Below are 19,390 nucleotides of genomic sequence, written 5' to 3' on the forward strand. Positions count from 1 at the left end.
TTCAAATTAGCAAAACTAAATACCTGTAAAAAACAGACTTAACTTATCAATATAAAAAATTATTTAATCATACACAAAATAAATAAAGAAAATTAATAGAGCATCAATTAATTAACTAAAAACATCACGTAAAAAAGATAGTAACGTCATGAAAAATTTAATTTTTTTCACATAACGAAAAGTAAAATCCAGAGGAAATAAATCACCGCAGAAATATATTATTTGATTTTTTTCATATCTGACTTTAATCGCAAATCCAAAAACACGAAGTAAACATAATATTATAACTATTTAGAATTCATTATTACGGTCCGTTTTCATATCTTTTTAGTCGTAAACGATAATATCTACTCGTCGAATAACCGCAGATCAGAAAAGAAAAAAGGCCCTTATCAAGGGCCTTTTTTTATCTTACTTCACTACACGTAGCGCCGGGCGCCCACCGCGAGGTGGTGGTGGAGTATCATCCGGGTCGTTGTCATCGCTGATATCCGGCTTATCGCCATCAATCACTGACATCACCGTTTCGCTTCCACCGTTATCCACGTCCTGGTCGTCGTTGAAACTGTCCACATTTTCATCGTATGCAGTTTCAGGTTCAAACATGGTTCCGGCGCCGTTCTCACGGGCGTAGATAGCCAGCACGGCGGCCAGCGGGACGGAAACCTGACGCGGTACGCCGCCAAAGCGCGCGTTAAAGCGCACTTCATCGTTGGCCAGCTCAAGGTTGCCCACCGCGCGCGGCGCGATGTTCAACACGATCTGCCCGTCACGCGCGTATTCCATTGGCACGTTCACGCCTGGCATCATGATATCGACGACCAAATGCGGCGTCAGCTGGTTATCCAGCAGCCACTCGTAGAACGCACGCAGCAGGTACGGACGGCGTGGAGAAAGCTGTGATACTTCCATTCAATTAACCCCGGCCAAGGCGCATTTCGCGCTCGGCTTCCGTTAAGGACGCGAGGAAAGAGTCACGTTCGAAGACACGAGTCATATAGCCTTTCAGCTCTTTCGCACCTGCGCCAACAAGCTCGATACCCATTACCGGCAAACGCCACAGCAGTGGAGCCAGGTAGCAATCGACGATGCTGAACTCATCGCTCAGGAAGAACGGCTTCTGGGTGAAGACCGGCGCAATGGCCAGCAGCTCTTCACGCAGCTGTTTACGCGCAGCGTCAGCCTGAGCTGCGGAGCCGTTCATCACCGTGTTCATCAGTGAGTACCAGTCTTTTTCGATGCGGTGCATGTACAGGCGGCTTTCACCACGTGCGACCGGGTAAACAGGCATCAGCGGCGGATGAGGGAAACGCTCATCCAGATATTCCATAATGATGCGTGACTCCCACAGAGTCAGTTCACGATCCACCAGTGTCGGTACGCTTTGATTCGGGTTGAGGTCAATCAGATCCTGCGGTGGATTGTCCTTTTCCACGTGCTCTATCTCAAAGCTGACGCCTTTCTCAGCCAGCACGATGCGGACCTGATGGCTATAGATGTCAGTAGGACCAGAAAACAGCGTCATTACCGAACGTTTGTTGGCAGCGACAGCCATGAAAACCTCCAGGTATATTCAGAATTTTTACTGCTACCAGCCACAACGGCGGCTAGCCAGATGATTAGCCCTATCTGCACGCTGAACAACATTCTCGTTCACGAATCAAACAAAAAATGAACAATCGCGCGCGTTTGGGCAGAAAATTGGATGATAGTCTACCAGATTTTGAACGGCTTGTGGTGAGGGGATTCCGGAAAAGCGGAAAAAGAGCCCAGCGGTCATCGAATTGCGGATATAAAAAAACCCGCCGGAGCGGGTTTTTTTCGCCAATTGTTGTCTGCCGAAGCAGAAACAAATTAACGCTTGGAGAACTGAGGACGACGACGTGCTTTACGCAGGCCGACTTTCTTACGTTCAACCTGACGAGCATCACGAGTAACGAAGCCAGCTTTACGCAGTTCGGAACGCAGGGACTCATCGTACTCCATCAGAGCGCGGGTGATACCGTGACGGATCGCACCAGCCTGACCAGAGATACCACCACCTTTAACAGTGATGTACAGATCCAGTTTCTCAACCATGTCGACCAGTTCCAGCGGCTGACGAACTACCATGCGGGCAGTTTCACGACCGAAGTACTGTTCCAGAGAACGTTGGTTGATAACGATTTTGCCGTTGCCCGGTTTGATGAAAACGCGAGCTGCGGAACTTTTGCGGCGACCAGTGCCGTAGTATTGATTTTCAGCCATTGCCTATAATCCCGATTAGATGTCAAGAACTTGCGGTTGCTGTGCCGCGTGGTTGTGCTCGTTACCCGCGTAAACTTTCAGTTTACGGAACATTGCACGACCCAGCGGGCCTTTTGGCAGCATGCCTTTAACCGCGATTTCAATCACACGCTCAGGATGGCGAGCAATCATCTCTTCAAAGGTCGCTTCTTTAAGACCACCGACGTAGCCAGTGTGACGATAGTACACTTTGTCAGTACGCTTGTTGCCGGTTACAGCAACTTTATCAGCGTTCAGAACGATGATGTAATCACCAGTATCTACGTGCGGAGTGTATTCCGCTTTGTGCTTACCGCGCAGGCGCAGAGCCAGTTCGGAAGCCAGACGGCCCAGAGTTTTACCGGTCGCGTCAACAACATACCAGTCGCGTTTTACGGTTTCTGGTTTAGCTGTAAAAGTTTTCATTAAAAGCTTACCCAAATAAATTAGTTACACGTTGGTGAACACCCAAACGTTTTGTCAGTTGAGGTTCACACGACATTGTCCAGCAAACCTACCCCTTCGAATAGCCTATGCCGGCGCAGAGAAAGTTTTGGGAAAAAAACTCTCTTGTAACGTGGGGTCGCAAGATTATAGAGAAGTCGGGGTCAAAGATCGACCCCTTTATGAGATTTGCCGCGGGTTTTTCGGGGTTTGGGGATATGCGGCCTGAGGCCCTCACCCCCAGCCCCTCTCCCACGGCGAGAGGGTGGCATTTATGGCATGTGCGGGCGCTTCAGGTACTCTTCGCTCTGCATCTCCTGTAAACGCGACAGGCAGCGCTGGAACTCAAACTTCAGGCGCTCGCCCTGATAGATGTTGTAAAGCTCCACCTCGGCGCTGACCACCAGTTTCACGTGGCGTTCATAGAACTCATCCACCAGCGCGATAAAGCGGCGGGCCTCGCTCTCCAGCAGCGGCGTCATCACCGGTACGTCGTAGAGCATCACGGTGTGGAACAGGCGCGAGAGCGCAATGTAGTCGTGCTGGCTGCGCGCATCGACGCACAACGTGGTGAACGACACCGCCAGCGTCTGGTTCTCAACGCCCAGCGTCGGCAACTGACGGTGGTTAATCTCCAGCGTCGTCTGGTTCTGCTGTGCGGTACCCGCCAACGCAAGCCACAACTTGTTCATCTGCTGACGCGTATCGGCATTCAGCGGTGATAGCCACAGGTGCGCCTGGGTTAACGTACGCAGACGATAGTCGATGCCCGCGTCAACGTTCATGATGTCGCAATGTTCTTTAATCGCCTCAATTGCCGGGAGGAAGCGCGCACGCTGCAGGCCGTTGCGGTAGAGCTCATCCGGCGGAATGTTGGAGGTTGCCACCAGCGTAATACCGCGGGCAAACAGCGCCTTCATCAAGCCGCCAAGCAGCATGGCATCGGTGATATCGGAAACAAAAAACTCATCGAAGCACAGCACGTCAGTTTCCGCTTTAAACCGTTCGGCGACGATTTCCAGCGGATCGCTATGCCCCTGTAACTCGCCCAGCTCTTCATGTACCCGCAGCATAAAGCGGTGGAAGTGCAGACGCTGTTTACGCGTGCCCGGCAGACTCTGATAGAACATATCCATCAGCCAGGTCTTGCCGCGCCCTACGCCGCCCCACATATAAAGGCCGCGCACCGCAGGCGGGGTGTCAGCCTCTTTCTTACCCAGCAGCTTGCCAAAACGCGCGCGCAGGCCACCGCCAGAGGCAGGCGCAGGTGCGGGCGTTTTGTTTTGCAGTTCCTGGTAAATGGTGTCGAGGCGGTTGACCGCCTCACGCTGAACGTCATCGGGTTGATGACTGCCCTCTTCAAGAGCCTGAAGATAGCGCGATGTGGGGGACTGGCTTTGCATGATCTAATTGTTATTCCTTTGAAAACCGGTATGTCTTACTTCACGATTGACTAAAAAAAGTCCGTTCTACACTACGCGATGATGCGTCAGGATTCCACTTCTACGGGATTAGCGGTTATAGTGGCACTATCGGGCGCTGGCATGGAGCTGCCGAAGCTGCCAATACCCTATGGAACTATAAAACAACGGGAGATGTTCATGACCTGGGAATACGCGCTAATTGGGTTAGTTGTCGGTATCATCATCGGTGCCGTGGCCATGCGTTTTGGTAATAGCAAATTACGTCAGCAGCAGGCGCTGCAGTACGAGCTGGAGAAAAACAAAGCCGAGCTGGAAGAGTATCGCGAAGAGCTGGTCAGCCATTTCGCCCGCAGTGCGGAACTGCTTGATAACATGGCAGACGATTACCGCCAGATTTATCAGCACATGGCGAAAAGCTCCAGCAACCTGCTGCCGGGCATGTCTCCAGACGCCAACCCGTTCCGTAACCGTCTGGCCGAATCCGAAGCGGGTAACGACCAGGCGCCGGTTCAGATGCCGCGCGACTATTCTGATGGCGCATCCGGCCTGCTGCGCGGGAGCGCAAAACGCGATTAATCTGCATTCCATAAATATTTCACGGGCGCATCATTTGCGCCCGTCCTCTTCTGCTCACGCCGACTATATTTACTTCAATAACATCAGTCTTTTCGGGAAGTATTGTCCTTGCATACAGGGTCATGAGGGCCAGCATCAATGAAGAAATCGACTTTACTGTTAAGTGCACTGGCGTTAAGCATCGGGTTATCACTCGCCGTACCGGCTCCGGTACTGGCCTCGCTGCCTACGCAGGTTCCGGGCCAGGGTGCTCTGCCGAGCCTCGCGCCGATGCTGGAGAAAGTGCTGCCCGCCGTGGTGAGCGTAAAGGTGGAGGGCACCGCACCGGTGAATCAACAGGTTCCGGATGAGCTGAAGAAATTCTTTGGCGATGACGGCAGTAACCCGGCAAATGAACCCACACAGCAGTTTGAAGGGCTGGGCTCCGGGGTCATCATTGATGCCATCAAAGGCTATGTGCTGACCAACAACCATGTGGTGAGCGACGCGCAGAAGATTAGCGTCCAGCTCAACGATGGTCGCGAATTTGAAGCCAAGCTTATCGGCAGCGATGACCAGAGCGACATCGCCCTGCTGCAAATCCAGAAAGCCAGCCACCTGACGCAAATCGCCATCGCCGACTCCGACAAGCTGCGCGTGGGCGATTTCGCCGTCGCGGTCGGTAACCCGTTTGGTCTCGGTCAGACCGTGACCTCCGGGATTGTCTCGGCGCTGGGCCGCAGTGGCCTGAATCTTGAAGGGCTGGAAAACTTTATTCAGACCGATGCCGCCATTAACCGCGGTAACTCCGGCGGCGCGCTGCTTAACCTCAACGGCGAGCTGATTGGCATCAACACCGCCATTCTGGCGCCCGGCGGCGGCAGCATCGGCATCGGCTTTGCCATCCCGAGCAATATGGCGCAAACCCTGGCGCAGCAGCTGATTCAGTTTGGTGAAATCAAACGTGGCCTGCTCGGCATCCGCGGTATGGAAATGACCGCCGATATCGCGAAAGCGTTTAATCTTGACGTACAGCGCGGCGCCTTCGTCAGCGAAGTGCTGCCAAACTCAGGCTCAGCCAAAGCCGGTATTAAGTCCGGTGACGTAATCACCAGCCTGAACGGTAAACCGCTGAACAGCTTCGCCGAACTGCGTTCCCGCATTGCCACGACCGAACCAGGTTCGAAGGTGAAGCTGGGCCTGTTGCGCGACGGCAAACCGCTTGAAGTTGAGGTCACGCTGGATAAGAGCACCTCATCCACTGCCAGCGCACAGCTGATTATCCCGGCGCTGGAAGGGGCAACCCTGAGCGATGGTCAGGCGAAAAGCGGCACCAAAGGGGTGGTGATTTCCAACGTTGAGAAAGGCAGTCCGGCCGCTCAGGTAGGTCTGCATAAAGATGATGTCATTATCGGCATCAACCGCCAGCAGACCGAATCGATTGCCGAGCTGCGTAAGGTGCTGGAAACCAAACCGGCGGTGATTGCACTCAACGTTATGCGCGGTAACGAGAGCATCTACCTGCTTATGCGCTAATACTCGGAAACCGGACATAGCATGCAATGTATGTCCGGTAAACTCGTGGTATGCTTCGCCCAGTTTTCTCATCAACGATGATGCTTGTATCATGCTTCTAAAGCTCTTACGTTCCGTCGCACTAGGTTTACTGGTTGGCGGCATATTGATTGTGACCGTTCCCTCTTTGCGCCAGTGGAATCCATTAGCCACTCAGCGCTTTAGCAGCACGGACGAAACGCCTGCCAGCTATAATCAGGCGGTGCGCCGCGCCGCGCCTGCGGTAGTTAACGTCTATAACCGCAGCCTGAACAGCAGCACCCATAGCCAGCTGGAGATTAAAACGCTCGGCTCCGGCGTGATTATGGATCAGCGCGGGTACATCATTACCAACAAGCATGTGATCAACGATGCGGACCAGATTATCGTCGCGCTGCAGGACGGCCGGGTGTTTGAAGCGCTGCTGGTTGGCTCCGATAGCTTGACCGACCTCGCGGTACTGAAAATTAACGCCACCGGTGGTCTGCCGGTGATCCCGATTAACCCCACGCGCATACCGCACATCGGCGATGTGGTGCTGGCTATCGGCAACCCGTATAACCTCGGTCAGACCATCACCCAGGGGATTATCAGCGCCACCGGTCGTATTGGCCTGAACCCAAGTGGCCGACAGAACTTCCTGCAAACCGATGCCTCCATCAACCACGGTAACTCCGGCGGCGCGCTGGTGAACTCGCTGGGCGAACTGATGGGTATCAACACCCTCTCTTTTGATAAGAGCAACGACGGCGAGACGCCAGAGGGGCTGAGCTTTGCGATCCCATTCCAGCTGGCGACCAAAATTATGGATAAGCTCATCCGTGACGGTCGCGTAATCCGTGGCTTTATCGGCATTAGCGGTCGTGAAATTGCGCCGCTGCGCGCGCAGGGTGGCGCTATCGATCAGATTCAGGGGATTGTGGTTAACGAAATCGCCCCGGATGGCCCGGCCGCGCAGGCTGGCATTCAGAACAACGACGTGATTATCTCAGTGAACGGTAAACCGGCGGTTTCCGCGCTGGAGACCATGGACCAGGTTGCGGAGATCCGCCCAGGTTCAGTGATCCCAGTGGTGGTAATGCGTGAAGATAAGAAGTTAACGATGCAGGTGACGATTCAGGAATATCCGGCGTCGAACTAAATCACCAAAAGCAAAGGGGCCATCGGCCCCTTTGTTCTATTCCACGCTCAGGTTTTATTTATTAATAAAATCTTCACCAAGCTGAATATCTTTTCTCAGCGTATCCAGCATCCCTTCCAGCGCTTGCTGCTCGTAAGCGCTCAGTTTGCCAATAGACTGACGTTCTTCAATCCCGTTTTTACCCAGCAGCAGCGGCTGCGAGAAGAAACGAGCGTATTCGCCATCGCCTTCAACATAGGCGCACTCAACCACCCCTTTCTCGCCCTGCAAAGCGCGAACCAGAGACAGCCCAAAGCGCGCTGCAGCCTGGCCCATGGACAGCGTAGCTGACCCGCCACCGGCTTTTGCTTCCACCACTTCGGTACCCGCATTCTGGATACGTTTGGTCAGGTCATTCACTTCCTGCTCGGAGAAACTGACCCCTGGGATTTGCGACAATAAAGGAAGAATCGTGACGCCAGAGTGGCCGCCGATAACCGGAACTTCAACGTCGCCGCATTTTTTACCTTTCAGTTCAGCGACGAAGGTATTGGAGCGGATGATATCCAGCGTGGTCACGCCGAACAGTTTATTTTTGTCGTACACGCCCGCCTTTTTCAGCACCTCAGCGGCGATCGCCACGGTGGTGTTAACCGGGTTGGTAATGATACCAATGCAGGCCTTAGGCGCGGTTTTTGCGATTTGTTGCACCAGGTTTTTGACAATCCCGGCGTTAACGTTGAACAGATCGGAGCGATCCATACCGGGCTTACGGGCCACCCCAGCAGAGATCAGGACAACATCCGCCCCTACCAGCGCAGGCGTCGCATCTTCACCGGAGAAACCTTTGATGTTCACATCAGTAGGAATATGGCTGAGATCGACAGCCACGCCAGGCGTGACGGGGGCAATATCATAGAGGGAGAGTTCTGAACCTGAAGGCAGTTGGGTCTTTAGTAGTAGGGCAAGCGCCTGGCCAATACCGCCGGCGGCACCAAGGACTGCGACTTTCATCCTAAACTCCTTATTATGGTTAATGACATTCAGGTAATAACCTGTCGTGGACCGCATAACCGACGCAAGAGATACCTGTTGTTACTCCGTTGCGGCGACCTTAATTCACAAGGTAAATAATTACAATATAATTGCTTACAGAATGCGGCGCCTCCAGCAGCATTGCTGGCGTTACCGCACTACTCCCAGAAAAAGGTCTATCTACGAAACCAAACTTTCATCAACTATCGATTACAATATACTCAGCACGTTGCGTAAAACAACAGCAATTTAATAACAATTCATTTACTTTTAACTTATTTGGATCCCGTGATATAGGCATGTTTCTTAGGTCTAATTTTTGCTAAAATCCCGCCTTTCTCTATTTGGCCTAGCCTCTTGGGATAAATTGTTTTGCATAAAAATTCACCTATATGCATAATAATGTTAATTTCACCACCATAGTCAGGTGACTTATGCGAAGTTCCACTAAACAAGAAGAATTAGTTAAAGCCTTTAAAGCCTTACTGAAGGAAGAAAAATTTAGCTCTCAGGGCGAAATTGTTCAGGCCTTACAGGAAGAAGGCTTCGATAATATCAACCAGTCCAAAGTCTCCCGTATGCTGACGAAGTTTGGCGCAGTGCGTACCCGCAACGCCAAAATGGAGATGGTTTACTGCCTGCCTGCTGAGCTGGGCGTGCCGACCACCTCCAGCCCGCTGAAGAACCTGGTTCTGGATATTGACTACAACGACGCCGTCGTCGTCATTCATACCAGCCCTGGTGCGGCGCAGCTAATCGCGCGTCTGCTGGATTCGCTCGGCAAAGCAGAAGGTATTCTCGGCAGCATTGCCGGTGATGACACGATCTTCACCACGCCTGCCCGGGGTTTCACTGTTAAAGATCTCTACGAGGCCATTCAGGTTCTGTTCGAACAGGAACTGTAATCCCTCGCAATACTCCTCTGGTTCCTCCGGAGGAGTCTGTTTTCCCGCCAACGCTCCGCCGTTTTCACTGCCGTTTCGTTAACATTTAGTGCGATTCTTCACGTCATTACATAGATACAGTGAATATATCCCGACTTAAGCGCACAAAACATCAAATTATCCTATCTTTTTGATTTTACGCATTATTGGCCGACAGCTTTGCCGAAATATGCGTTTTTTTATACGTATATGTTCTAAAAATGACGATTCCTGACAAGTAATTACACGAGAAACAATTAGCGGGGTATTAATATTTCATGTGATTAGTGTATACTTAATTTCGTGATGAGGGTCACAAAACAAAGGCCTTCCAAAAAAATTCGACGAGGTGAGTATCATGAAAATCAAAACTACCGTTGCCGCTCTGAGCATCCTATCCGTTATCTCGTTTGGCGCTTTCGCCGCTGATTCTATCAACAGCGACCAGGCACAAACCCGCCAGTCAATCGGCACCGTTTCCATTGGTTCCGTCGGTTCAACCCCGATGGATATGCATGAGATGCTGAACAAGAAAGCGGAAGAACAAGGTGCATCGTCTTACCGCATCATTGAAGCGCGTACCGGCGATCGCTGGCATGCAACGGCTGAACTGTATAAATAAGACATAGTACGTCGGTATTGAGTAAAAAATATCCCCAGCGGTCCCAGGAATAAGCATCAGCATCCTCTCACCGCTGCAAAATAAGGTGAGGAGTAAAGTATATGAAACGCGCAATTATCATCGCATCCCTTGGTCTGGCATCCGTACTCTCTTTCGGCGCAAGCGCCGCAGTACATCAGGTGAGCGCAGATCAGGCACAGAACCTTCAGTCCATCGGCACCGTTTCCGTTTCACAGATCGGTAGCGACCCAATGGATATGCGTAGCCAGTTAGCCGCAAAAGCAGAGAAAGAAGGCGCTAGCAGCTACCGCATTATCGAAGCCCGTACCGGCGACAGCTCGCACGCTACGGCTGAGCTTTACAAATAAACCCTCGTCGTCTTGTCCGACGACTTGCCCTCGCCTTTCGGCGAGGGCTTTTTTATCCGCGCTGAACGTTAAAGCGCAGCATGCCTTCCAGCTCCTCTTCCGCTTCATCAAACAGCAGAATCAGCGCGCCGTAGCGTCGTCGCTGCTTATCGTCCATGTGCAGGAATTCAATCTCCAGCGGTAGCGGTATTACATTGCCGGTCACCACGTTCCAGAGCGCATCCAGATCGCGAATCGACTCACGATCGAGGGCAAAAAGACGGGCGAACTCCCGATAAAAATCGCCCTGATCCTCTATCTCGTCAAAATCAAAAGTATAGATTTTCATCTTACGCCCTCTCCCCTATTCAACAGACTAAAGTCCCCCAATGTGCAGCGTTTTCACCTCGAGGTACTCTTCCAGCCCCAGCACTGAACCTTCGCGCCCAAGCCCCGACTCCTTCACACCGCCAAACGGCCCCAGCTCGGTTGAAACGGCACATTCGTTAATGCCAATCATACCGCTCTCCAGCGCCTGCGAGACGCGGAAGACGCGAGACAGGTTCTGGGTGTAGAAATAGGCCGCCAGGCCGTAAGGCGTATTATTCGCGCGCTGAATAACTTCATCTTCATCGCTAAAACGGAAGCAGGCTGCCAGCGGACCAAACGTCTCCTCCTGCGCCAGCAGCATTTTTTCCTGACAGTCGCCCAGCACCGTCGGCTGCCAGAAGTTACCGCCCAGCGCATGCGGCTGCCCACCAGCCAGCACTTTGGCTCCTTTCGCTACGGCATCCTCAACGTGTTCACGCACTTTTTTAACCGCCGCGGCCTCAATCAATGGCCCCACGATCACGCCGTCATCCAGCCCGTTCCCTATCTTCAGCGCCTTCACGGCAGTGGCAAGCTGGCTGACGAAGCGCTCATATACGCTGTCGTGAATATAAAAACGGTTTACGCTCACGCACACCTGCCCGGCGTTGCGGAACTTATTGGCGATTGCCCCCTGTACGGCGGCATCAATATCCGCATCTTCAAAGACGATATACGGCGCGTTGCCGCCGAGCTCCATAGAGACTTTCTTCATGGTTTCCGCAGCGTTACGCACCAGCGTTTTGCCTACTGAGGTTGAGCCGGTAAAGGAGATTTTGCGCACATCATGGCTTGCCATAATCGCGTCGCTAATTTCCAGCGTATTCCCCGCCACGGCGTTCAGCACCCCGTCCGGAATCCCCGCCTTCTTCGCCAGCGCCAGCAGCGCGAACGCGCACAGTGGGGTGTTATTGGCGGGTTTAATCACCCCGGTACAGCCAGCCGCCAGCGCTGGACCAAGCTTACGGGTGAGCATCGCCATCGGGAAGTTCCACGGCGTAATCGCCGCCACCACCCCGATAGGCTCACGGGTTGCCAGAATGCGAGAACCGGGTTTCGCCGGCGGAATGATCTCGCCGTTAGCCCGTTTCCCCTGTTCGGCAAACCACTGGATAAAGCTCGCCGCGTAGTCCACCTCGCCCTCCGCCTCTCTCAGCGGTTTGCCCTGTTCGATGGTCATCAGCTTCGCCAGCCAGCTTTTATGTTCGATGATGAGCTGGTACCAGCGATACAGCAGCTCCGATCGCGCCTTCGCCGTTTTCGCCCGCCAGAGTGGGAACGCACGGGCGGCGGCGGCAATCGCCTGCTCCGTCTCCTGTTTCCCGGCCTTCGCGACTTTAGCGACGACTTCACCCGTCGCAGGATTAAGCACATCAAAGGTGGTGTCGAGCTGATGCCATTCACCGTTCACCAGATAGCCTGTCTGAAAGAGATCGTTGTCCTGCCATGCTTGCGTGGTCATTACACCCTCCTGAAAAGTGTTTCCGTTTAAGTATAGCTATCGCTTTCGGCGTAATAGTTGTCAGAATAACGATAGTCTTATTAACGGAAAGGAGCCTGCGGTGAAACGTGAATATCCTGTTTTTGATAAGCTGTGCCACGAGCTTGGGCTGGCACATCTGGCGAGCGATCGCGTGACGTTCACCGGTACAGAACCGGTCTATCCGACGCCGTTTGCCATCGGAGAAGCGGCCGCTTCCACGCTAGCGCTACAAGGGCTGATGCTCGATGTGCTGCGAGGTAAGCAGCAGAAAATTACCGTCGATTACCATAGCGCTGCGGCTTCAACCCACGCGGTCACCTTCCAGCAGCAGAACGGCTATAACTGGCAGTACAACGACCCGGACTACCCCACCACCGATTTCTACCTCACCGCCGACAACCGCTGGATTTTCCTGCACGGCGGCTATCCGCGTTTGCGCGATGGCATTCTGGATATTCTCGACGTGCCTAATAACCGTAGCCGCGTGGCGCAGGCCGTGGCGAAGTGGGAAGCGCAAAAGCTGGAGCAGACCATTGCCGACGCTGGGCTGTGCGCCGCCATTGCCCGCAGTCGTGAAGAGTGGCTGGCGCATCCGCAGGGGCTGGCGGTAAGCCAGGAGCCGCTGATTCGCCTGACGCGGATGACCGATAGCGCACCGAAAGCCCGCCGTTACGGCACGCCACGGGTGCTGAAGTCACTGCGCGTACTGGACGTTACCCACGTGATCGCTGGGCCAACGGCGACTCGCGGCCTGGCGCAGATGGGTGCCGATGTACTGCACCTTTCGTCCCCTTATCGCCCACGAATTTTGCCGTTCGACGTTGATACCAACCACGGTAAGCGGAACGCGTATCTTGAACTCTCCACTGCCGAAGGTCGCGAGACGGCGGCGAAACGGGTCCGCGAAGGTGATGTGTTTGTGCAAAGCTACCGTCCCGGCGCGCTCGCCCGCTATGGCCTGAGTGATGAAGAGATGGCGCAGATCAATCCCCAAATCATTACGGTTAACCTGAACTGCTACGGCCATCGTGGGCCGTGGAAAACACGGCCGGGCTTCGAGCAGCTTGCTCAGACCGTGACCGGTATGGCAGTAGCACAGGGCGGCGCGGGCCAGCCGGTGCTGGGGCCAACCTATCCGAATGATTATCTGAGCGGCTATCTCGCCACGCTTGGCGTGTTGATGGCGCTGGAACGTCAGCGTAATGAAGGCGGTGCATGGCGGGTAGATGTGTCATTGTGCCGGACGGCGACGTGGCTGCAACAGTTGGGCAAGCAGGCGGATTATCAGACGATTGCGCCACCAGGCGAAGCGGCGATTACCCGTTGTATGGTGACCGAGCAGGGACCATTCGGCGAGTTACGTTACTTCAACAGCGCGCTGGAACTGGGAGAAACGCCGATGGCATTTGCGCTACCGGCCATGCCGCTAGGTGCACATCCCCCGACGTGGTGATAGGCTTCCCCGGAGTCGCAGCGACTCCGGGGAAAACGCTTAACTGCTCGTCAGTGCACCCTGATATTTATGCAGCATCGACACCAGCCGTTCGACCGGCTGGGTGACCTGTTCAGGCGCTTCCCAGACCCGCAGTTTTTCCTGATAAACCCCCAATTCTTCCAGCAAGCGCGTGAAGTAGTATCGGCGTTTGTCATCGCTGCTGGCCGAGATCACCTTGTCAGCCGTGCGGCGCAGCTGCCGGTGAAACGCCGACAGATCGTCATTCACCGGAATAGGCGCATCGCGCAGACGCTGGTGCGCAATAATCAGCGTCAGCGCCAGACGGAACTTGGCGATATCACCAGGGAACTTGTTCAGCAGTAAGAACAGCTGCTGGTAGAGCCCCGGTAGATGGTTCTCTTTCCGCCGCGCCATATTGGTGGTCATCGCCGATACCGCCGCAAACACAAACTGGTTCAGCAGCACGCGTCCGGTACGCAGGCGGGAATTATCGCGGATCAGCAGAATGACAATAAACGCCATGAAGCAGCCGACAATCTGCCCTAACGCGCTATCAAGGAACTGGCTGAAGTGGAAGGTCATCGGGTTATCCAGTACCAGAATGTTGATGGTACTGGCCAGCGCCCCCATCGAGCCCAGCCGCCGTTTTTGCACTTCAATACCGATAAAGAAGCACATCACCGCCAGGCTGATACACAGCAGCAGCATGCTTTGCTGGGTCGCGGGAATGATGATCAGGAAATAGAGCGCCCCCAGCGGTAGCGCCGCAATGGTGCCGTAAATAAAGTCTATCGCCACCATGCGCGGGTTCGGCAGGCGCATCGCCAGTGAGGTGACCACGGCGATCATTACCATCGCCCCGCTACCGGATGTCCAGCCGGTCCACAGCCAGAACAGAATGCCCAGCGCACAGGAGAGCGTGGTGCGCCAGAAGTTAATCATCGCGTGGTGACGCTCGGCGGATTCCGGACGCACCACTACTTCACTTTGCAGGATCTCTTCTTCGCGGGCGCTGATTTTGGCATTGCCAATCACCCCGCGTTTGAGCAGCAGATAACGCGTCGCGGCCCCTACCCAGCTGTAAATTGTGACCGGCGTATCGTGCTCGCCCGTCCACGCCAGCACGCGGCGCATCCGTTTAAGCTGACGATGAACATCCTGCACCGTCTCAACCGGCTCTTCGAACAGCTCGCGATAGGCGTCAGTGACCAGCTCAGGCCGCGAGTTTTGCATGATGAAGGTTTCACAGGCCTGAGTCACCATAGTCAGCGAAACGGTGTTCAGCGCCTTCAGGCGGCGGTTGGCCCACGCCCAGCGTGAGGACTCCATATTCAGGTTGCCGCGCATCCCTTCCAGCGCCGCCGTGCGACGCAGCAGCGCCAGCCAGGCCTTGTCCATTTCATCGCTGTCGCCGTGCTTAATACACAGCTGCATCAGGCGATATTGATCGATGAGAATGCCGTCGAGTTCGTTATCGATCTCTTTTTTGATCGATCGCGGCGAAAACAGGAGATCGGCGACGATCGCACAGATAATCCCCAGCACAATCTCGCTGCAGCGCTCAACGGCAAACTGCGGCGTCAGCAGCGGTTCGGCCTGAATGGTGATGACGATAATCAGCGCCGTGTAGCCGGAGAGCCCCCAGGCATAGGAGTTCTCCACGCGCACCAGCGACGAAACCCAGGTACAAAAGCCGGCCCAGATACTGCAAACCAACAGCATCAGCAGCGGCGCGCGAATCATGGTGATGATAATCACCAGCGCCGCAATACAACCGATAAAGGTGCCGACAATACGCAGCATCCCACGATAGCGAATCGCCCCTGCATAGGGTTCCCCACCTGCAGCAAAGGCCGGACCAGCCGCCACGATGGCGGCGGTCAGTACCGCCCAGCGGGGCGTTTCAAGCTGAAAGTGAAAGCCGACAAACAGCGCCAGCACCACCGCGCATGCCAGTTTGACGGCAAAGCGGATGTGCTGGTTGGCAATACTAAAAATGCCCATGGCGATTAACCGAACTCACGCAGGCGCAGCGCTAACTTCTGGAAGAAGCCCATGCGGCTGGCATCGCGATCTTTCTCACCGGTAATGACCACCGTGGCGGTAGTACCCGCAGGCCACAGGTTCCCCGTCTCTTCATCCAGACGAATACGCACCGGCACACGCTGGGCCAGACGAACCCATTCGAGGTTGGAGTCGATGGTCGCCATCCCCTTGCTATCAACACTGCTGCTGGCGTTAGTCACGCCCGCCGCGACGCTATCAACGGTGCCTTTAATTACGTGGTTGCTGCCCAGCGGGGTAATTTCGGCACGGTAGCCCGGACGGACGCTTGAGAGCTTGGTCTCTTCAAGGTAGGCCATCACGTAGAAGGAGTGCTGTTTGACCAGCGCCACCGCCGTCGAACCGCGGGTGATAAACTCACCGGCATAGACGTTAAGGTTAGTCACCCAACCATCTGCTGGAGCGCGAATCACCGTTCGATCAAGGTCGAGGCGCGCCAGGTCGCGGGTCGCCTGCGCTTTAGCAAGCTGGTGCAGCACGGTTTGCAGAACGTTATTGGATTGGTCAATCTCTTCGCGCGACATCGCGATGACGCCCAGCTTATTACGGCGCCCGGCTTCACGACTTTTTTCATCGGCCAGCGCTTTGTAATAGGCCACGTCAGCGTCGGCCTCTTCCAGCGCCTTCTTGTAGCGCGGCTGGTCAATGATAAACAGCACCTGATTTTTGCTAACCAGTTGGTTATCCTTGACCTGTACGTCGGTAATCAGGCCGGAAACGTCAGGGGCAATGGCGACAACGTCCGCGCTGAAACGCGCATCGCGCGTCCACGGAGATTCGGTGTAATAGACCCAGGCGCGGAAAATAGCGATGAACGCCAGGATAACCAGTATCACCGTAATAGCGGTGCGGGAGATTTTTCTTGTTAGTGTTTTCACATCTACCTCAGACGAACAAACGTGATATTAGATAAAACAGGCAGCAGTACAGTGCGGTGTTGAACAACGCAGGATGCCAGACAAAGTCGTAGATCCCGGTCGGCGTCAGCACGCGACGCACCAACCAAAAAATGGCGAGCGATAAGAGCAGCTCAAAGAAAATCGGCGGGAATGAGAGACCGAAAATCACGATGACAGGAAACAGGCTCATGTTGACCTTACTAGACTAGCGTGCAGGTGAGATTGGAACTTTAATTATTCAGCTAACAGTATTTTAACGTAACTGTTATAGCCTTATCTACATAGTGTGATGCAAATCACTTTTAAGCCAGAGTGAACAATGGAACGACTAAAACGGATGTCGGTGTTTGCCAAAGTGGTCGAGCAAGGCTCCTTTACCGCCGCGGCGCGCCAGCTACAAATGAGCGTTTCGTCCATCAGCCAGACTGTCTCTAAACTGGAAGATGAGCTACAGGTCAAACTGCTTAACCGCAGTACTCGCAGCATTGGCTTAACCGAAGCCGGTAAAATTTACTACCAAGGTTGCCGCCGCATGCTGTTCGAAGTTCAGGATGTTCACGAGCAGCTTTACGCCTTTAACAACACGCCAATTGGTACGCTGCGCATTGGTTGTTCTTCAACTATGGCACAAAATGTCCTCGCTGCCATGACGGCGGAGATGCTGAAAGAGTATCCCGGATTAACCGTCAATCTGGTGACGGGCATTCCGGCGCCGGATCTGATTGCCGACGGCCTGGATGTGGTGATCCGCGTGGGCGCGCTGCAGGATTCAAGCCTCTTCTCCCGACGCCTAGGCAGCATGCCGATGGTCGTCTGCGCGTCGAAGAAATACCTCGCGCAGTATGGCGTGCCCGAAAAGCCGGCGGACCTGAGCAACCATTCGTGGCTGGAATATAGCGTGCGTCCCGATAACGAATTTGAGCTGATTGCCCCCGAAGGGTTGTCGACCAGGCTGCTGCCGGAGGGCCGATTCGTTACTAACGATCCGATGACCATCTCTCGCTGGCTGGTGGCCGGTGCGGGCATTGCCTACGTACCGCTGATGTGGGTGATCAATGAGATCAACAGCGGTGAGCTGGAGATCTTATTCCCACGCTATCAGTCCGATCCTCGCCCGGTCTACGCGCTGTATACCGAAAAGGACAAGCTGCCGCTGAAGGTGCAGGTCTGTATTAACTATCTGACCGACTATTTTGTCGAAGTGGCGAGGCTATTTCAGGGAATGCGGGGAAGAAGGAAGGAATAATCGTAGGCCGGATAAGCAAAGCGCCATCCGGCCTACAAACGGACATCAATGCACCTCTCGATGAGGTGCATTTTTTCAGATCAGGCGGTACCGCCCACCGTCAGATTATCCACTTTCAGGGTTGGCTGGCCAACGCCGACTGGCAGGCTCTGACCTTCTTTGCCACAGACGCCCACGCCGTTATCCAGCTTCAGATCGTTACCGACCATGGAAACCTGCTGCATGGTTTCGATACCGGAACCGATAAGCGTCGCCCCTTTCACCGGCTTGGTCACCTTACCGTTTTCAATCAGGTAGGCTTCCGAGGTGGAGAAGACGAACTTACCGGAGGTGATATCCACCTGGCCGCCGCCAAAGTTTGGCGCGTAGAGGCCGTACTCGACGGATTCAATGATTTCCTGCGGCGTGGATTTCCCGGCCAGCATGTAGGTGTTGGTCATACGCGGCATCGGCAGATGTGCGTAGGATTCGCGGCGGCCGTTACCGGTAGGCGCAACGCCCATCAGACGCGCGTTAAGCTTGTCCTGCATATAGCCTTTGAGGATCCCGTTTTCGATCAGCACGTTGTACTGGCCCGGCGTCCCTTCATCGTCGATCGCTACGGAGCCGCGACGATCGGACATCGTGCCATCATCCACGATAGTGCAGAGTTCAGAAGCTACCAGCTGGCCCATCTGGCCGCTGAAGACCGAGGTGCCGCGACGGTTGAAGTCGCCTTCCAGACCGTGACCGACCGCTTCGTGCAGCAGTACGCCCGGCCAGCCCGCGCCCAGCACAACCGGCAGCGTGCCGGCAGGTGCAGCCACCGCAGAGAGATTCACCAGCGCCATGCGCACCGCTTCTTTCGCCCAGGCGTCAGCGCGCACTTCGCCGTCGAGGTCAGCAAGGAAGTAGTCATAGCCAAAACGACCGCCACCACCGCTGGCGCCGCGCTCGCGTTTACCGTCATCTTCCACCTGCACGCTAACTGACAGGCGTACCAGCGGACGTACATCGGCGGCCAGTGTGCCGTCGGTCGCGGCAACCAGAATCAGTTCATAGACGCCGGTCAGGCTCGCCGTCACTTCCTGCACGCGGTTGTCCGCCGCGCGCGCGACGCTGTCAACGCGGCGCAGGATATCCAGCTTCTCTTCGCGGGTCATGCTTTGCAGCGGATCCAGCGAGGTATAGAGCGCAGGGTGTTCTACCGCACCCAACGTCTGCACTTTACCGTTGCCCGCATCGCGCACGATGGTACGCGCTGCCTGCGCACTCTGCTCCAGCGCCAGCAGGCTAATCTGGTCGGCGTAGGCGAAGCCGGTTTTCTCACCGCTCACCGCACGTACCCCAACGCCCTGGTCGATATTGTAAGAACCATCTTTAATGATGCGATCTTCTAAAACCCAGGATTCGTGGTAGCTGGACTGAAAATAGAGATCGCCATAGTCCAGACGACGCTCCGTGAGTTGACCAAGAATGGCGAACAGATCCTGATGGTTCAGGCCGTTCGCTGCCAGCAATTGTTCACTTACCAGGTTTAGACTCATTATTTCGCTACTCGTTAATGGCCCGCGCGCCTCACGCATTTCGAGCCGGTATTCCGGG

20 protein-coding genes are annotated in these 19,390 nt (G+C 54.6%); 8 read left to right on the plus strand and 12 right to left on the minus strand.

Annotated elements, in window-relative coordinates; translation table 11 throughout:
* Positions 1-411 precede the first annotated feature (411 nt).
* The 5 genes from sspB to zapE form a co-directional block, all read right to left on the minus strand.
* Positions 412-912 carry a ClpXP protease specificity-enhancing factor gene (sspB, locus tag V6940_RS14035; RefSeq protein WP_333496274.1) on the minus strand — a complete coding sequence of 167 codons (501 nt, stop codon included), beginning with the start codon at positions 910-912 and terminating at the stop codon, positions 412-414.
* 4 nt (positions 913-916) lie between these two features.
* Positions 917-1,555, minus strand: coding sequence for a stringent starvation protein SspA (sspA, locus tag V6940_RS14040; protein ID WP_185667785.1), 639 nt, complete (start codon positions 1,553-1,555; stop codon positions 917-919).
* A 299-nt stretch (positions 1,556-1,854) separates the two neighbouring features.
* Positions 1,855-2,247 (minus strand): 30S ribosomal protein S9, encoded by a 393-nt coding sequence (rpsI, locus tag V6940_RS14045; protein ID WP_000829818.1) that lies wholly within the window; start codon positions 2,245-2,247, stop codon positions 1,855-1,857.
* Positions 2,248-2,262: 15 nt separating this feature from the next.
* Complete coding sequence (gene rplM / locus V6940_RS14050) at positions 2,263-2,691, minus strand: 50S ribosomal protein L13 (RefSeq protein WP_185667784.1); 429 nt, start codon at positions 2,689-2,691, stop codon at positions 2,263-2,265.
* Positions 2,692-2,981: 290 nt separating this feature from the next.
* Positions 2,982-4,112 (minus strand): cell division protein ZapE, encoded by a 1,131-nt coding sequence (gene zapE, locus V6940_RS14055; RefSeq protein WP_185667783.1) that lies wholly within the window; start codon positions 4,110-4,112, stop codon positions 2,982-2,984.
* A gap of 198 nt (positions 4,113-4,310) precedes the next feature.
* On the opposite strand from zapE, the gene zapG reads away from it, so the two are divergent.
* The 3 genes from zapG (at position 4,311) to degS (ending at position 7,383) form a co-directional block, all read left to right on the plus strand.
* Positions 4,311-4,709 (plus strand): Z-ring associated protein ZapG, encoded by a 399-nt coding sequence (gene zapG, locus V6940_RS14060; RefSeq protein ID WP_035891191.1) that lies wholly within the window; start codon positions 4,311-4,313, stop codon positions 4,707-4,709.
* Between the two features lie 138 nt (positions 4,710-4,847).
* Positions 4,848-6,224, plus strand: a complete 1,377-nt coding sequence (gene degQ, locus V6940_RS14065) for a serine endoprotease DegQ (protein WP_333496275.1) — start codon at positions 4,848-4,850, stop codon at positions 6,222-6,224.
* 91 nt (positions 6,225-6,315) lie between these two features.
* Positions 6,316-7,383 (plus strand): outer membrane-stress sensor serine endopeptidase DegS, encoded by a 1,068-nt coding sequence (degS, locus tag V6940_RS14070; protein WP_333496276.1) that lies wholly within the window; start codon positions 6,316-6,318, stop codon positions 7,381-7,383.
* A gap of 54 nt (positions 7,384-7,437) precedes the next feature.
* Here degS and mdh read toward each other — a convergent pair whose 3' ends face one another.
* Positions 7,438-8,376, minus strand: coding sequence for a malate dehydrogenase (mdh, locus tag V6940_RS14075; RefSeq protein ID WP_185669808.1), 939 nt, complete (start codon positions 8,374-8,376; stop codon positions 7,438-7,440).
* A gap of 455 nt (positions 8,377-8,831) precedes the next feature.
* On the opposite strand from mdh, the gene argR reads away from it, so the two are divergent.
* From argR to yhcN (V6940_RS14090), 3 genes are all read left to right on the plus strand, one after another.
* Positions 8,832-9,302, plus strand: a complete 471-nt coding sequence (gene argR / locus V6940_RS14080; RefSeq protein ID WP_185669807.1) for a transcriptional regulator ArgR — start codon at positions 8,832-8,834, stop codon at positions 9,300-9,302.
* A 376-nt stretch (positions 9,303-9,678) separates the two neighbouring features.
* The gene (gene yhcN / locus V6940_RS14085) at positions 9,679-9,942 is read left to right on the plus strand and encodes a peroxide/acid stress response protein YhcN (RefSeq protein WP_185669806.1); all 264 of its coding nucleotides are present in this window, start codon (positions 9,679-9,681) and stop codon (positions 9,940-9,942) included.
* A 101-nt stretch (positions 9,943-10,043) separates the two neighbouring features.
* Positions 10,044-10,310: a peroxide/acid stress response protein YhcN gene (gene yhcN, locus V6940_RS14090; RefSeq protein WP_333496277.1), complete on the plus strand. Its 267-nt coding sequence runs from the start codon at positions 10,044-10,046 to the stop codon at positions 10,308-10,310.
* A 52-nt stretch (positions 10,311-10,362) separates the two neighbouring features.
* Here yhcN (V6940_RS14090) and V6940_RS14095 read toward each other — a convergent pair whose 3' ends face one another.
* Both V6940_RS14095 and V6940_RS14100 read right to left on the minus strand, forming a co-directional pair.
* Positions 10,363-10,638 (minus strand): barstar family protein, encoded by a 276-nt coding sequence (locus tag V6940_RS14095; protein ID WP_333496278.1) that lies wholly within the window; start codon positions 10,636-10,638, stop codon positions 10,363-10,365.
* A 27-nt stretch (positions 10,639-10,665) separates the two neighbouring features.
* Entirely contained in the window at positions 10,666-12,120 is a 1,455-nt protein-coding gene (locus tag V6940_RS14100) for an NAD-dependent succinate-semialdehyde dehydrogenase (protein WP_333496279.1), read from the minus strand.
* A gap of 100 nt (positions 12,121-12,220) precedes the next feature.
* Between V6940_RS14100 and V6940_RS14105 the strand changes: the two genes are divergently transcribed.
* Positions 12,221-13,594 (plus strand): CoA transferase, encoded by a 1,374-nt coding sequence (locus V6940_RS14105; protein WP_333496280.1) that lies wholly within the window; start codon positions 12,221-12,223, stop codon positions 13,592-13,594.
* Positions 13,595-13,633: 39 nt separating this feature from the next.
* On the opposite strand, the gene aaeB is transcribed toward V6940_RS14105, so the two are convergent.
* The 3 genes from aaeB to aaeX are packed head-to-tail and all read right to left on the minus strand — an operon-like array spanning position 13,634 to position 16,750.
* Complete coding sequence (aaeB, locus tag V6940_RS14110) at positions 13,634-15,601, minus strand: p-hydroxybenzoic acid efflux pump subunit AaeB (RefSeq protein WP_333496281.1); 1,968 nt, start codon at positions 15,599-15,601, stop codon at positions 13,634-13,636.
* 5 nt (positions 15,602-15,606) lie between these two features.
* Positions 15,607-16,539, minus strand: coding sequence for a p-hydroxybenzoic acid efflux pump subunit AaeA (aaeA, locus tag V6940_RS14115; protein WP_333496282.1), 933 nt, complete (start codon positions 16,537-16,539; stop codon positions 15,607-15,609).
* Between the two features lie 7 nt (positions 16,540-16,546).
* Positions 16,547-16,750 carry a p-hydroxybenzoic acid efflux pump operon protein AaeX gene (gene aaeX, locus V6940_RS14120; RefSeq protein WP_035891204.1) on the minus strand — a complete coding sequence of 68 codons (204 nt, stop codon included), beginning with the start codon at positions 16,748-16,750 and terminating at the stop codon, positions 16,547-16,549.
* A 129-nt stretch (positions 16,751-16,879) separates the two neighbouring features.
* Between aaeX and aaeR the strand changes: the two genes are divergently transcribed.
* Positions 16,880-17,806 (plus strand): HTH-type transcriptional activator AaeR, encoded by a 927-nt coding sequence (aaeR, locus tag V6940_RS14125; RefSeq protein WP_333012155.1) that lies wholly within the window; start codon positions 16,880-16,882, stop codon positions 17,804-17,806.
* An 80-nt stretch (positions 17,807-17,886) separates the two neighbouring features.
* Here aaeR and tldD read toward each other — a convergent pair whose 3' ends face one another.
* Positions 17,887-19,332 carry a metalloprotease TldD gene (gene tldD / locus V6940_RS14130; protein WP_333496283.1) on the minus strand — a complete coding sequence of 482 codons (1,446 nt, stop codon included), beginning with the start codon at positions 19,330-19,332 and terminating at the stop codon, positions 17,887-17,889.
* Between the last annotated feature and the right edge of the window lie 58 nt (positions 19,333-19,390).

The organism is Kluyvera sp. CHPC 1.251, assembly GCF_036759945.1.
Taxonomy (GTDB): Bacteria; Pseudomonadota; Gammaproteobacteria; order Enterobacterales; family Enterobacteriaceae; genus Kluyvera; species Kluyvera sichuanensis.